The sequence below is a fragment of the Leifsonia sp. A12D58 genome (assembly GCF_047530025.1).
GTDB lineage: Bacteria > Actinomycetota > Actinomycetes > Actinomycetales > Microbacteriaceae > Cryobacterium.
Map to the genome: position 1 here is coordinate 151,981 of NZ_JBLJAT010000003.1, position 14,676 is coordinate 166,656.

The following is a 14,676-nucleotide window of genomic DNA, read 5'->3' on the forward strand; positions in this document are numbered from 1 at the left end:
CCCGACGTCGACGGCTGTTGACTTCAGCGTGTGCAGGTTCAGGTGGTGAACCCGCCTTGATTAGTCCTTCAGGTGGTACCTGAGGCTTGCCAGCTCGGCGTTCAGTGCCGCGGGTACGCGGTCGCCGAACTGCGCGAAGTACTCCTCGGTGAGGTCGCACTCTGCTCGCCAGGATGCGTTGTCGATCGTGAACAGCTGCTCGACGGCATCCTCCGTGAGATCGAGGCCATCGAGGTTCAGCCCGTCGGCTGTCGGCAGCACGCCGATCGGGGTGTCGATGACATCCGCTGTGCCCTCAAGGCGACGAACTATCCACTCGAGCACGCGCGAGTTCTCGCCGAAGCCCGGCCACAGGAATCCGCCGTCGCTGCCCTTACGGAACCAGTTCACCTGGAAGATCGCCGGTGCGTTCACGCCAAGCTCCTTGCCGATGCGCAGCCAGTGCGCCCAGTAGTCGGCCATGTTGTAGCCGCAGAACGGCAGCATGGCGAACGGATCGCGGCGAAGCTCGCCGAGGATTCCCTCGGCCGCCGCCGTCTTCTCTGATGAAATCGTGGCGCCCATGAACACGCCGTGCTTCCAGCTTCGGGCCTGGGCCACCAGAGGGACGTTGGTCGCTCGGCGCCCGCCGAACAGGATGGCGTCGATGGGCACACCCCCGAGTGCCTGCCAGTCATCGGCGATGGCCGGGCACTGCGCGGCTGAGACGGTGAAGCGTGAATTGGGGTGCGCTGCGGGGCGGCCCGATGCAGGCGTCCAGTCGTTTCCCTCCCAGTCGATGAGGTGGGCAGGAGGCGTCTCAGTGAGTCCCTCCCACCAGACATCTCCATCGTCACGCAGAGCAACGTTGGTGAAGATCGTGTTGCCCCAGAGCGTGTTCACCGCCGTGGCGTTGGTGAGCTCGCCAGTACCGGGGGCGACGCCGAAGAATCCCGCCTCGGGATTGATTGCCCAGAGCCTGCCGTCTTCGCCCTGTCGCATCCAGGCGATGTCGTCACCGATCGTCTCGACGTTCCAGCCCGGGATGGTGGGGCGCAGCATGGCGAGGTTGGTCTTGCCGCAGGCCGACGGGAAGGCTGCGGCGACGTGGAACACGCCGCCCTCTGGAGAGGTGACCTTGATCAGGAGCATGTGCTCGGCCAGCCAGCCTTCATCGCGGGCCATGACGGATGCGATACGCAGCGCGAAACACTTCTTGGCCAGCAATGCATTGCCGCCGTATCCGGATCCGTACGACCACACCTCGCGGGTCTCGGGGAACTGCACGATGTACTTCTCGTCATTGCAGGGCCAGGCGACGTCAGCGCGGCGAGCGCCGCCCGACTGGATGAGGGGGTAGCCGACACTGTGCACCGTGCGCACCCAGCTCTCGCCGCCCTCGATCATCGCCAGCACCTTCTCGCCCATGCGAGTCATGATCCCCATGCTGAGCACGACGTACGGGGAGTCTGTGATCTCGACACCGAGCTGCGAGATGGGACCGCCGAGCGGTCCCATGGAGAACGGGACGACGTACATGGTGCGACCACGCATGCTGCCGGCGAAGACGCCGTTCAGCGTGTCGCGCATCTCGGTCGGATCTGCCCAGTTATTGGTGGGCCCTGCATCATCGGGATCGACAGAACTGATGAATGTGCGGTTCTCGACGCGGGCAACGTCGCGCGGGTCGGAACGTGCAAGGAAGCTGTTCGGGCGCCACTCGGGGTTCAGCCGAATCAATGTGCCGTCAGCGACGAGCTGCTTGGTCAAGAGATCGGCCTCGCGGAGCGAACCATCACACCAGACCATCTCGGCGGGCTGAGTGAGGCGTGCGATGCCATCAACCCACGACTGCAGGTCAGGGTCAGTCGTGCCGGCCCGGTACTCCGACGCATCCCCGTCGTGCTGCAGTGAGAATTCTGTGATCGTCATGATCTGCCTTCCTGGTCTGCCCACCGGGTGTGGTGAAACTTTCGTCGTCTGCATCCAGCGTGCTGCAGAAATTGCCGCCCGAACCCGAAAATCCTTGTTAAGAAACGTGTTTCTTTCGCTATTCTTAAGGAATGGCACCCCAGACCTCCGATCTGGTGACACTCGGTCATCGCATCCGTCACTACCGCGGTCAGAGCGGTTTCACTCTTGACCAGCTCGGCGAGCATGTGGGCCTTGCGGGTAGCCAGCTCTCCCTGATCGAGAACGGACGACGCGAACCGCGCATCTCGATGCTCGGTGATATCGCCACCGCTCTCGGGGTTTCAGTGGCCGATCTGCTGAGCGCCGAAGCGCCGAACACCCGGGCAGCGCTTGAGATCGAGCTGGCCCGCGCCCAGGGCAATCCGCTGTACGCAGCCCTCGGACTACCGGCGGTCAAGGTCACGAAGGGCATGCCGCAGGAGGCACTGGAGTCGCTGGTCGGGCTGCACCGGGAGCTGTCTCGCCGCGCCAGCGAAGCGATTGCCACTCCCGAAGAGGCCAGGCGTGCCAACACCGAGCTGCGCGAACTCATGCGCGTGCGCAACAACTACATGCCGGACATCGAGGAGTTGGCCGAAGAACGCGTGAAGGCATCAGGTCACGTGTCTGGCGCACTGACCCACCGCGAGGTGAGCGTGATGGCCGAACAGCTCGGCTTCTCGCTGTTGTACGTCAACGATCTGCCGAGCTCCACCCGGTCGGTCACCGACCTGGCCAACGGGCGTATCTACCTGCCACCGGCATCCATTCCCGGCGGACACGGCCTGCGCTCTATGGCGCTGCAGGCAATGGCGCACAGGCTGCTCGGGCACGAGCGTCCGTCGAGCTATGCCGAATTCCTGTGGCAGCGGCTTGAAATCAACTATTTCGCGGCAGCCTGCCTGGTGCCACGGGATGCCGCGCTCAAGTTTCTGACGACGGCCAAGAACGAGCGTGAGCTGGCCGTCGAGGATTTCAGGGATGCGTTCGGTGTCACCCACGAGGCGGCAGCCCTGCGTCTGACGAACCTCGCCACGTCACACCTCGACATGACCCTGCACTTCCTGCGCGTCAACGGCGACGGCGCCCTGCAGAAGGGGTACGAAAACGATTCGCTCCCCCTCCCCTCCGATGTGACGGGATCGATCGAGGGTCAGTTCGTCTGCAAGCAGTGGAGCGCCCGCAGCGCGTTCACGCACAACAACCGCACGACGGAGTTCTACCAGTACACTGACACCCCCGCCGGCACCTTCTGGTGCGCGACCCAGACCGGGTCAACGAGGGATGGCGAGTTCTCGATCAGCGTCGGAGTGCCGTTCGCCGAGGCCAAGTGGTTCAGAGGCAGGGAGACTACCCAGCGCGCGGTGTCGCGCTGCCCGGATGAGTCCTGCTGCCGTCGGCCGGTGTCGTCGGTTGCGTCCCGCTGGGCTGGCCAGGCCTGGCCGAGCGCGCGTCTGCACGCGCACGTGTTGTCGCCGCTGCCATCCGGAACTTTTCCCGGCGTGGACGACGGCGAGGTCTACGACTTTCTGGAGTCACACGCCGCGGAGTAGGGCTCGCGCAGCAGTGCTTTGCACACAGAACCCTCCCTGCCTGGCCTTCCCTGCGCTGCCAACCGCGGATAGGTTTGCCAACACTCGGCAGTCGAGACTCCGGACGGCTGGTCGATTCCTGAAGACAAGCGAAAAGGATTTCACCGTGACTGACACCCAGAGCCAGAGCCCCGCAACCAGTTCTGAGACGCACAACATCAAGGACTGGACAGACCTCGGCAAGGAGATGTGGTCGTATCTCACCGGCAAGAGCGCCGTGATCGACTACAGCTTCATCGATATGACAGTCGAGGTGCCTCGGGATGTCGGGCCAGACGCGCCACGCGCCACGTGGAAGCTGAACGGAACGCTGCGGGTCACCACGAGCGAGGGCTCTGCCACCGAGACGCTCGCCCCGTAGAGATGGCTGCGTCAACTCGGCTGGACATCGACCTGGCCTTTTCCCTGGTGGAGCCACGCGGGACGGCTGCCCCCGAATCTGGCGCCAGCCCATCCGCTACTGAAGAGATGACCGGCACCATCACCGCCAGCGGCCTGGACATTGAGGTCTACGCCAGCAAGCCGGAACTCTTTGTGCAGTCCAGGTCGATCAAGCTCAAGGACCTCCGCGGCGTCGCCGCCGACCTGGCAGAGCGGGGTCTGACCGTGTCGCTCTCCGGTCCGGACGGGCTGATCATCCGCCTCGGCGCCGTGCGATCGTCCGTCGTCCAGCGCCTGCTCAGCGGTTCCACGCACATCGGCTTGGGCAGCAGGACGGCACTGGCTCCGATATTGCGACGGCGAAACGCCGCAGCCACGAAGACTTCGACGCCGCTGGTGCCGCCGCCAACACTTCTTCCCCTTGTGCCCACCTTCGACCGCCGGATTCGCCGTAGGATCACGACGACGCACTACACGCCAGGTGCCGGTCGCCCTCGGCTCATCTTCGTTGTCGGTTCCGAGAATTGGAACGGGCAGATGCCGCGCGAGTTCGACCTGCTGCCGGGCGTGACCACGATCGGTTCGTCTCCGACGGCGGACTTACAGCTCGAGGGTTTGGAGCCACTGCACGCCGAGATTCGCCACGATGCCAACGACGAGTACGTGCTGCATCCGTTGGGCGAGGTCGCAGGAGGCTCTCGACACATCGCCGGCTCGGATGAAGGTCAGGTGCTGCGCACCGGAGCCCGGATCGAAATGGGTCAGTGGCGGATGGGGTTCTTCCGCGAAGAGTATGCCGACCATGGGCGGCCGTTCGGTGGCCGACTGGGCGGTGAGCTCGCGTACCAGCGACCGCAGCCCGGCCGCCATAGCGCGAGCCAGCCACCGGTAGCGTCGAGGAAAGCTGCCGAGCTGAAAGTCGAACCCAAACCCGTACCCGTGGACGAGCCTGAGATCTAGCCCGGATCCGAATGCGCGCCGCCTGCAATTCAGGGGTGGCACAGCTCGGCACAGCTACTTCGGCTGCATCCGAATTGCGCCATCGAGCCTGATGGTTTCCCCGTTCAGCATGGGATTCTCGATGATGTGCCGCACGAGGGATGCGAACTCCGCCGGGTCACCGAGGCGTGCCGGATGCGGAACCTGGTGTCCGAGCGATTCTCGCGCCTCCTGCGGGAGGGAACGCAACATCGGGGTATCGAAGATGCCAGGGGCGATGGTCATCACGCGAATCAGAGTCGACGCGAACTCCCGCGCCAGGGGCAGGGTCATCGCTGCCACTCCCCCCTTGGATGCCGCATAGGCGGCCTGACCGATCTGGCCGTCGAACGCAGCGACGGATGCCGTGTTCACAATCACACCCCGCTCGGCCGTCGAGCCGATCGGCTCCATGGTCTGCATGGCAGCGGCCGCGAGCCGAATCACATTAAATGTGCCGAGCAGGTTCACTCGCACCACGCGCTCAAAGTCGTCAAGCGGCTGCGGGCCCTCGCGACCCACAGTGCGTGCAGCAGACGCGACCCCGGCACAGTTCACGACAATACGCAGCGGACCAAGCACCTGGGCTGCCTCGACGGCCAGATGCACGTCACCGGCCTGCGTGACATCACCGGCCACAAACACCGCCCGGCTACCGAGAGCAGCAACGATGTCCTCGCCAGGAGCACCGGGCAGGTCAAACAGCAGCACGCTCCCTCCGGCATCGTGGATGGCAGTGGCTGTGGCCAGTCCGAGACCGGAGGCCGCTCCGGTCACCAGCGCGGAGCATCCGTGAATCTGCATGTCAGAGCCTCTCAATGATGGTGGCGTTGGCCATGCCGCCGCCTTCGCACATGGTCTGGAGTCCAAAGCGACCGCTTGTCGCTTCAAGCTCGTTGACGAGTGTGGCCAGCAGACGCGTGCCGGAAGAGCCGAGCGCGTGGCCGAGCGCAATTGCCCCACCACGCGGGTTGAGCTTGTCTGGATCGGCGGCCATCTCGCGCTCCCAGATGAGCGGCACGCACGCAAACGCCTCGTTCACCTCGTACAGATCGATGTCGTCGATGGTGAATCCGGCCCGGTCGAGGATGCGATGAGTCACCGGAATGACACCGGTCAACATGAGCTGCGGATCGCTGCCTGTGACAGCGAAGCTGTGGAATCGGGCCCGCGGCCGAAGCCCGAGCTGATCGGCTCGCTTCGCGCTCATGATGAGGGCAGCGGATGCCCCGTCGGTGAGCGGCGACGAGTTGCCGGCGGTGATCTGCCAGTCGATGTCAGGAAAGCGCCTGGCGAGCGTCTCGGAGTAGAAGGCTGACGGCAACGCGCCAAGACCCTCCGCCGTTGTGCCTGGACGGATCGTGTCGTCGGCGATCACCTCGCCATTCGGCGTACTCACCGCCATCAGTTCGTTGAAGAAGTCACCCCGGGCCGCCGCATCGACTGCCCGCTGCTGCGAGCGGGCGGCAAACTCATCGAGCTCATCTCGACTGATGTCCCAGCGCACGTTGATGAGCTCTGCCGAGACTCCCTGGGAGACAAGCCCTTCCGGGTAGCGCTCGTGCAGCAATTTGCCATACGGGCGTTGCCCCGCCAGCGATGATCCGAGCGGCACCCGACTCATCGATTCCACTCCGCAGGCGATCACCACGTCGTAGGCTCCGGCGATCACGCCCTGGGCGGCAAATGTGGCGGCCTGCTGGCTCGACCCGCACTGCCGATCGATCGTCACTGCCGGGATCGAATCGGGAAACCCGGCCGAGAGCAGGGCAGTGCGAGTGACGTTGTTGCTCTGCTCGCCGATCTGCGTGACGCATCCGCCGATCACGTCATCGACGAGGGCAGGATCAAGATCATTGCGGCTGACCAGCTCGCTGAGCACCCCGGCGAGCAGATCGACCGGGTGCACTCCGGCGAGCGCCCCTCCCGGCTTTCCGCGGCCGGACGGGGTGCGCACCACATCCACGATGACGGCATCGTTGCTCATGCGCTCAGCCTAGAGCGGCCAGCGGGTTCGGTCGAGAGTCGAATGCGATGCAGCGAGTGCTGTTCCGGCTGAGGCCGGGAACAAAACAGGATGCGTCAGGCAGAGAGCGCCCACATCGCGACGGCGCTTGCTGCCGCCACGTTGAGTGAGTCGATGCCGTGCTTCATCGGGATCTGCACAACGGTGTCCGAGGCAGCCAGCGCCTCATCGGTCAGGCCGGGGCCCTCCGCACCGAGTACGAGAGCCAGCCGTTCATATCCGGTGGCCTGAAAATCACGCAGGCTGACGGCATCCGGAGTCAGCGCGAGTGCCGCGACATGGAAACCGTGCCGGGTGAGCAGCTCGCGGGTCGAGACCCAGTCGCCGGTGCGCGTCCAGGGCACCTGCAGCACCGTTCCCATCGACACCCGAATTGCGCGGCGGTAGAACGGGTCCGAGCAGCGCGGCGTCACCAGGATCGCATCGGCACCGATTGCCCCGGCCGATCGAAAGATCGCGCCAACGTTAGTCGGATCCGAAACGTTTTCGAGGATGACGATGCGGCGCGCGTTCGCCAGCAGTTCGTCGGGGTCTGGCAGTGCAGGGCGGTTCATCGAGGCGATCAGACCACGGTGCAGGATGTATCCGGTCAGCTCAGCGAGCAGCTCGCCGGGGCCGGAGAACACCACGACATCGTCGCCGACGAGCGCGACGGCCTCATCGACGGTGCCCCCGAGAGCAAGGACCGAACGTGGCTGATGTCCGGACCGAAGTGCCCGTTCAAGGACGAGTGCTGACTCGGCGAGGTAGAGCCCGTGGTCAGCGCTCTTCGCCTTCTTGAGCGCGACATCGGTGAGGTGCGAGTAGTCGACCAGGCGAGGATCGCTGAGGTCGGTGATCTCGATGACGGGCATCCGTCGAGTTTATCGATTCCCGAAACTCCACGAGCCGATCCGCAGACGCCAGCTGGCTGCAGATCGGCTCGTCAGGAGTTCAGACGCGGGAAACCGCGACGGGATTAGTTCGGGATCAGTGTGTACTTCGTCGAGAGGTACTCATGGATGCCTTCGAGGCCGCCCTCACGACCGAGCCCTGATTGCTTGACCCCTCCGAATGGTGCGGCGGCATTCGAGATGACACCCACGTTGAGGCCCATCATCCCGGTTTCCAAACGATCGATCATACGGTGGCCACGGGCCAGGTCCTGCGTGAAGACGTAGCTGACCAGGCCGTACTCGGTGTCATTGGCGAGGCGCACGGCGTCGTCCTCGTCGGTGAACGGGGTGATCGCCAGAACCGGCCCAAAAATCTCCTCGCGCAGGATGTCGCTGCCGGGTCGCACTCCGTTGATGACCGTCGGTTCGTAGAAGGACCCGTCGCCAGCGATCGCGGTGCCGCCGGTGAGCAGCGTCGCGCCGCGGCTGACGGCATCCTGCACCAGCTCGTCGGCCTTGGACACGGCCTTGTCGTTGATCAGCGGGCCGATCACGACGCCGTCTTCAGTGCCACGGCCGATCGGGAATGCGTTGACACGCTCGGTGACCCTGCGGGCGAACTCGTCGGCAATCGACTCGTGCACAATAAAGCGGTTGGCCGCGGTGCAGGCCTGACCGATGTTGCGGAACTTCGCGAGGATCGCACCGTCGACGGCCTTATCGAGGTCGGCGTCTTCAAAGACGACGAACGGGGCATTGCCGCCGAGCTCCATCGAGGTGCGCAGCACGCCCTGGGCCGACTGGCGGATGAGCGCCTGGCCGACAGGGGTTGAGCCGGTGAAGCTGAGCTTGCGCAGGCGCGGGTCGGCGATGATCGGGTCAGAAACGTCACCTGACGTTGACGTTGTGAGCACGTTGACCACACCGGCGGGTATTCCGGCATCTTCGAGCAGCTGCACGAACAAGAGCGTGGTCAGGGGGGTGAGCGATGCCGGCTTGACGACGACGGTGCACCCGGCGGCGAGCGCCGGAGCGATCTTGCGGGTCGCCATAGCGAGCGGGAAATTCCACGGGGTGATCAAGAAGCAGGGACCGACTGGACGCTGCGAGACGACCATGTGGCCGGTGCCTTCGGGGTTCGTGCCGTAGCGACCGCTGATGCGCACGGCCTCCTCACTGAACCAGCGCAGGAATTCGCCGCCATATGCGACCTCACCCAGCGACTCGGCCAGGGGCTTGCCCATTTCGAGCGTCATCAGCAATGCGAAGTCCTGTTTGCGCTCCTGAAGCAGGTCGAATGCGCGGCGCAGGATTTCGCCGCGGGCGCGCGGCGCGGTGGCTGCCCAGCTGTCCTGTGCGGCGACCGCGGCATCCAGCGCCTTGGCGCCGTCTTCGACGTTGGCGTCGGCAATTGTCTTGATGGTGGCGCCGGTTGACGGATCGATCACAGCGATAGTGCGGCCAGAGCTTCCGGCGACCCACTTGCCGTCGATGTACAGCTTGTCGGGGACTCTGGCCAGTAACTCGGCTTCGCGTGACTCACTCATGGCGCACCTCTTTCGTATCATCATCGATCTGAACCCTCAGATCCTAGCGAGAGTTGCTGGCTCAGCGGCTGTTCGTGACAGCTGCCTCTCACCGGGCACACAGGTATGAGGCAGTGAGCGCAACGGGCAAAACGGCGACGACGGTTGAACCGCTCGGTGCGCGGCCCTATGATTCGATGAGCGATATTAGAATCCGCTGTTCACATATAGAACACGCGATTGTTAACCCCTTTGCCCACAGAGAAGTGAGGAAAGCCGTGCAGTTTCACCACCACGGATACGTATCTACCGATCCGCGTGTCCAGCCTGCGGCCGGAGTCGGCATCGATCGCCCCGCAGAGCTCCCCGACACCGTCGACGTGCTTATCGTCGGCACAGGTCCGGCCGGCATGATCGCCGCGGCCCAGCTATCGCAGTTTCCCGGCATCACCACCCGTATCGTGGAGCGCCGAGGCGGACGCCTCGCAATTGGCCAGGCCGACGGCATCCAGGCCCGTAGCGTCGAGACGTTCCAGGCGTTCGGATTCGCAGAGCGCATCATCGCCGAGGCCTATCGCATCACCGAGATGGCGTTCTGGAAGCCGGATCCCGACGACTCCTCGCGCATCATCCGCACGGCTCGCGCGAACGATGACCCGACGGGGATAAGCGAGTTCCCGCACCTCATCGTCAACCAGGCGCGCGTCCTGGACTACTTCGCCGAGGTAATGGAGAACTCCCCGACCCGCATGACGCCAGACTACGGATTCGAGTTCCGGAGCCTCACGGTCGCCGACGAGGGCGAGTACCCCGTCACGGTGACGCTGGTTCACACGACGGGTGAGCTCATGGGCCAGGAGCGCACTGTTCACGCCAGGTACGTTGTCGGTGCCGATGGCGCGAGGAGCGGTGTTCGGCAGGCGATCGGCTGCACCATGGCCGGGGACCAGGCGTTCCACGCCTGGGGCGTCATGGATGTGCTGGCCGTCACCGACTTCCCCGACATCCGCACCAAGTGTGCGATCCAATCGGGATCGGGCGGAAACATCCTGCTCATCCCGCGCGAGGGCGGCTACCTGTTTCGGATGTATGTCGACCTGGGCGAGGTCTCGGGCGATGACAACGGTGCGGTGCGCAAGACGACGATCGACGAGATCATCGCGACGGCAAACGGCATCCTCTCCCCATACACACTCGATGTGAAGAATGTCGCCTGGCACAGCGTGTATGAAGTTGCCCACCGTCTCACCGACAGGTTCGACGATGTGCTCCCCGACGACGTCGGCACGCGCACTCCCCGGGTCTTCATCGCCGGCGACGCGTGCCACACCCATAGCGCCAAGGCCGGTCAGGGCATGAACGTGTCGATGCAGGACGGCTTCAATCTGGGTTGGAAGCTCGGATATGTGCTCGACGGCCGCAGCCCCGAGAGCCTGCTCAGCACCTATTCGGCCGAGCGCCAGGTGATCGCCAAGAACCTCATCGACTTCGACAAGCAGTGGTCGACACTGATGGCGACCAAGCCGGAAGACCTCGCCGACCCCTCAGAGCTCGAGGACTTCTACACGCGGACAGCCGAATTTCCGGCTGGGTTCATGACGCAGTACCCGCCGTCGATGCTGATTGGCGACGCCACCCACCAGGATCTCGCGACAGGTTTCCCCGTTGGCAAGCGATTCAAGTCCGCACCCGTGATTCGCGTTGCCGATGGCAATTCGGTTCAGCTCGGGCATCACCACCGTGCAGACGGACGCTGGCGTCTCTATGCATTCGCGGATGCCGGCGCCCCCGGTGAGCGCTCGGCGCTGGCCGAGTGGGCCGAGTGGCTGCAGTCATCACCTGATTCTCCGCTCGTCGCGCACACCCCTGAGGGCAGCGATATCGACAGTATCTTCGACGTCAAGGTGGTCTACCAGCAGGCACACAGCGCTATCGACATTGGGCAGGTTCCCGAGGCGTTCCTGCCCGCCACAGGCCCATACTCGCTGACTGACTACGAGAAGGTGTATGCCGCGAACCCGGAGGACGATTTCTTTGAGCAGCGCGGCATCGACCGCGCTGGCGCAGTCGTGATCGTCCGCCCTGACCAGTATGTGGCCGGCGTGCTCCCGCTAGCGGCCACGGCCGATCTGGCCCTGTTCTTCCGCCAGATCCTGCTGCCCGCCCGGGTACCAGTCACGCCATGAGCGTCAACATGAGTCCGATGGATGACGCGACCCCGACGACCCCGCTCGCCGGTTCGCAGACGCTCGCCCGCGGCATCCGTGCCCTCGAGATCCTGGCAGAAACCAGCACTCCTCTGACCATCGCAGAGCTGGCCGCACACCTCGACGTGCACCGGTCGATCGCGTATCGAATAGTGAGAACGCTCGAAGAACACGGCCTCGTCGTTCGCGATATCGCTGGTCGCATCGAGCTGGGCCCGCGCCTGGCCGCCCTCGCCCGCGGTGTGTCTCGAGACCTGCAAGCGGCCGCGCTTCCCGAACTCACCCAGGTCGCCAATGAGCTGGGAATGACAGCTTTTCTCACGGTGCTCGACCGCAACGAAGTGATCACGCTAGTGAGCGTCGAACCGAGGCACGCGCACGGTACCGTCGCGCAGCATCCCGGCACGCGCCATGCGCTGTGGCAGGGCGCTCCCGGCCATGCGATTGCATCGACGCTGAGCGCCGCCGAGCTTGCCCAGTTCGAACCTGACCCGCGCGCGGCGGGCGCCGCGACACGCGATCGCAGCCAGATCGTCCGACGGCACGGATTCGCCACCAGCCACGATGAGGTGATCGCCGGCGTCTCGTCGATTGCAGTGCCACTACGCCTGGAACGGCTGGCGCCTGCAGCACTCGCCGTTGTCTTCGTCGGGTCGGCACCGGCTGGCACGCTCGCTGCGGACGCTGCGACCGAACAGGTTGCCGCACGCTTGCATGCTGCCGCTGAGGCGATTCGCCTCGAGCTGAACTAGGAGTTGGCAGTTGGCAGATTTCACGTTGCGGCAGCTTGCCTATTTTGTGGGCATCGCCGACGCCGGAAGCGTGTCAGAGGCGGCAAACCAACTGCACGTCTCGGCATCCGCTCTCTCGAACGCCCTGACAGAGTTGGAGACAAGCCTCGGCACCCAATTGTGCATTCGGCGCAAGGCGCACGGCGTGACCCTCACCCCGAGCGGCCTGACCGCCCTCACCCAGGCCAGACAAGTGCTGCGTGCCGCCAACGAGATCCGGCTGGCCGCCAGCTGCCCTGATCAGGGACTGCACGGCACAGTGTCGCTCGGTTGCTATCTCTCGCTCGCTCCCACCGTGGTGCCACCGATCCTTGAGGCGCTGGGCACGATGCATCCGGGGATCACTCTGCGGCTGGTTGAATCGACCCAGGATGACCTGCAGCGTGATCTCACCGCCGGCGAACTCGACCTCGCCGCCGTCTATGACATGCGGCTCACCGGGCGGCACAACCGAGCGCTGCTCTACGAGGTGACGATGCACGTGCTGCTGCCGGCGAATCATCCACTGGCCGGCGCCGATGCCGTTGACCCGACTGAGCTGATGCACGAACCGTTCATCTTGCTCGATGCCCCGCCCAGCAGCGAATTCACCCTCGGCATGCTCGAGTCTCTCGGCCACCGACCACTGATCGCCCATCGCACGGCGAGCTACGAGATGGTGCGTTCGCTTGTGGCCCGTGGACTCGGCTGGTCGGTGCTCGTGCAACGGCCGGCCAATCCGGTCAGCTACGAAGGCCTGCCGGTGGTGGTCAAGGAGATCACGCCGGCGATTCCGCCGATCGGCGTGTACCTCATCTGGCCGGAGAAGTTCGCTCTGACTCCGCGCGCACAGGCTGTCGTCGACTGCGCCCTGGACCAGAAATGGCCGCGGGGGCAGTAGCCCACCGCGGCCATTTCACCGTCGCTCCCAGCCGTTACCGGGCGGCGCCGTAAATCTGGCCTTTCGATTGCTCTTCTTCGTTGTCGGGACCGAGCGGAATTCCCGTGCGGTCACGCAGCAGCAATGTGGCTGCGAAGGCAATCACCGTGAGTGCGGCAATGTAGAACGCCACAGACATCGTGGTGCCGGTGACCTGCACCAGTCTGGTCGCAATCAGCGGCGCGAATGCTCCACCGAGGATGGCGCCGATGGCGTAGGTGATGGAGACGCCGGAGAAGCGGATGCTGGCGGGGAACAGCTCGGTGAAGAATGCCGCCTGTTGCCCGTAGGTGAACCCGTTGCCAATGGTGAACAGCGCCAGCCCGACAAAGAGCAGCCACACGCTGCCGGTGTTCACCAGCGGGAAGAGCAGGAACACCGTCACGAGCTGCACGCACCAGCCGATGATGTATGTGTTGCGGCGGCCGATTTTGTCAGACACACCGCCGGCGACCCACGTCATGACCAGCCACACCACCGCCGAAGCAGCGACGGCGAGCAGCACGGAGGTGCGATCCATGCCAACCGGACCCTCAGGGTTGGTGGCGTAGTTCTGGATGTACCCACCGGTGGTCATGTAGCCCGCGGCGTTGTTGCCGGCAAACGTGAGGGCGGCGAGGAGCACCAGCAGCCAGTGCTTGCGGAACAGCACGACGATGGGCATTTTGGTCTGCTTCTTGCGGGCGGCGATCTGCAGGAATACGGGGCTCTCATCGACGCTGCGGCGCACGATGTATCCCACGATGATCAGCACAAAGCTGAGCAGGAACGGCACGCGCCAACCCCACTCCAGGAATGCATCACCCGGAGAGATCACGCCGGTCATCAATGCGAGCATGCCGGAGGCCAGCAGCAGGCCGATCGGCACACCGATCTGCGGGAAGGCTCCGTAGCGGCCGCGCTTGCCGTCCGGGGCGTGTTCAACGGCCATCAGCACAGCCCCACCCCACTCACCACCGGTCGAGATTCCCTGGATGATACGAAGCAGCAACAGCAGCACCGGAGCGGCAACGCCAATCTGGGCGTAGCTCGGCAGCAGGCCGATAAGGGTCGTGGCCGACCCCATGGCGATCAGCGTGACGGCGAGAACCGCGCGGCGACCGAAGCGGTCACCGAAGTGTCCGGCCAAAAATGCGCCGAGCGGACGAAAGAGGAAACTCACCCCAACGGAGGCGAACGACAGCATGATGGCGATCTCGGCGCCGGCCGGCTCGAAGTACAGCTGCGCGAACACCAAGCCAGCGGCACTGGCGTAGAGGAAGAAGTCGTACCACTCGATGGTGGTGCCGATCACGGTGGCGAATGCCACCCGTCTGAGGTCGGATGCGGCCTTGTTATTCGGTCGATCGAGAACAGCTGTGGACATGCGCGACTCCTTCGTCTGCGGTGGCATGGTGACTTGGTGCGAGTCAGCAATGTCGATCAGGCTAGAGCGAGTCACCCCCAGGC

12 protein-coding genes are annotated in these 14,676 nt (G+C 64.6%); 6 read left to right on the forward strand and 6 right to left on the reverse strand.

Features of this window, described 5'->3' with window-relative positions:
* Positions 1-60 precede the first annotated feature (60 nt).
* A complete protein-coding gene (locus ACMT3I_RS09095) occupies positions 61-1,911 on the reverse strand; it encodes a phosphoenolpyruvate carboxykinase (GTP) (RefSeq protein WP_414804168.1) in 1,851 nt (616 codons plus the stop codon).
* Positions 1,912-2,042: 131 nt separating this feature from the next.
* On the opposite strand from ACMT3I_RS09095, the gene ACMT3I_RS09100 reads away from it, so the two are divergent.
* The 3 genes from ACMT3I_RS09100 (at position 2,043) to ACMT3I_RS09110 (ending at position 4,865) form a co-directional block, all read left to right on the forward strand.
* Positions 2,043-3,485, forward strand: a complete 1,443-nt coding sequence (locus tag ACMT3I_RS09100; protein WP_414804169.1) for a helix-turn-helix domain-containing protein — start codon at positions 2,043-2,045, stop codon at positions 3,483-3,485.
* A 145-nt stretch (positions 3,486-3,630) separates the two neighbouring features.
* On the forward strand, positions 3,631-3,885 hold the full coding sequence (locus ACMT3I_RS09105; protein WP_414804170.1) for a hypothetical protein: 255 nt from the start codon (positions 3,631-3,633) through the stop codon (positions 3,883-3,885).
* 2 nt (positions 3,886-3,887) lie between these two features.
* Positions 3,888-4,865 carry an FHA domain-containing protein gene (locus tag ACMT3I_RS09110; RefSeq protein WP_414804171.1) on the forward strand — a complete coding sequence of 326 codons (978 nt, stop codon included), beginning with the start codon at positions 3,888-3,890 and terminating at the stop codon, positions 4,863-4,865.
* Between the two features lie 54 nt (positions 4,866-4,919).
* Here ACMT3I_RS09110 and ACMT3I_RS09115 read toward each other — a convergent pair whose 3' ends face one another.
* The 4 genes from ACMT3I_RS09115 to ACMT3I_RS09130 form a co-directional block, all read right to left on the reverse strand.
* The gene (locus tag ACMT3I_RS09115) at positions 4,920-5,687 is read right to left on the reverse strand and encodes a 3-hydroxyacyl-CoA dehydrogenase (RefSeq protein WP_414804172.1); all 768 of its coding nucleotides are present in this window, start codon (positions 5,685-5,687) and stop codon (positions 4,920-4,922) included.
* A 1-nt stretch (position 5,688) separates the two neighbouring features.
* Complete coding sequence (locus ACMT3I_RS09120) at positions 5,689-6,870, reverse strand: thiolase family protein (RefSeq protein ID WP_414804173.1); 1,182 nt, start codon at positions 6,868-6,870, stop codon at positions 5,689-5,691.
* Positions 6,871-6,965: 95 nt separating this feature from the next.
* Positions 6,966-7,763 (reverse strand): TrmH family RNA methyltransferase, encoded by a 798-nt coding sequence (locus tag ACMT3I_RS09125; protein WP_414804174.1) that lies wholly within the window; start codon positions 7,761-7,763, stop codon positions 6,966-6,968.
* Positions 7,764-7,867: 104 nt separating this feature from the next.
* A complete protein-coding gene (locus ACMT3I_RS09130) occupies positions 7,868-9,331 on the reverse strand; it encodes an NAD-dependent succinate-semialdehyde dehydrogenase (protein ID WP_414804175.1) in 1,464 nt (487 codons plus the stop codon).
* A 257-nt stretch (positions 9,332-9,588) separates the two neighbouring features.
* Between ACMT3I_RS09130 and ACMT3I_RS09135 the strand changes: the two genes are divergently transcribed.
* The 3 genes from ACMT3I_RS09135 to ACMT3I_RS09145 are packed head-to-tail and all read left to right on the forward strand — an operon-like array spanning position 9,589 to position 13,188.
* Positions 9,589-11,496 (forward strand): FAD-binding monooxygenase, encoded by a 1,908-nt coding sequence (locus ACMT3I_RS09135; RefSeq protein WP_414804176.1) that lies wholly within the window; start codon positions 9,589-9,591, stop codon positions 11,494-11,496.
* A 17-nt stretch (positions 11,497-11,513) separates the two neighbouring features.
* The gene (locus ACMT3I_RS09140) at positions 11,514-12,269 is read left to right on the forward strand and encodes an IclR family transcriptional regulator (protein ID WP_414804177.1); all 756 of its coding nucleotides are present in this window, start codon (positions 11,514-11,516) and stop codon (positions 12,267-12,269) included.
* A 10-nt stretch (positions 12,270-12,279) separates the two neighbouring features.
* Complete coding sequence (locus tag ACMT3I_RS09145; protein ID WP_414804178.1) at positions 12,280-13,188, forward strand: LysR substrate-binding domain-containing protein; 909 nt, start codon at positions 12,280-12,282, stop codon at positions 13,186-13,188.
* Positions 13,189-13,222: 34 nt separating this feature from the next.
* Here ACMT3I_RS09145 and ACMT3I_RS09150 read toward each other — a convergent pair whose 3' ends face one another.
* Positions 13,223-14,593, reverse strand: coding sequence for an MFS transporter (locus ACMT3I_RS09150; RefSeq protein ID WP_414804179.1), 1,371 nt, complete (start codon positions 14,591-14,593; stop codon positions 13,223-13,225).
* Between the last annotated feature and the right edge of the window lie 83 nt (positions 14,594-14,676).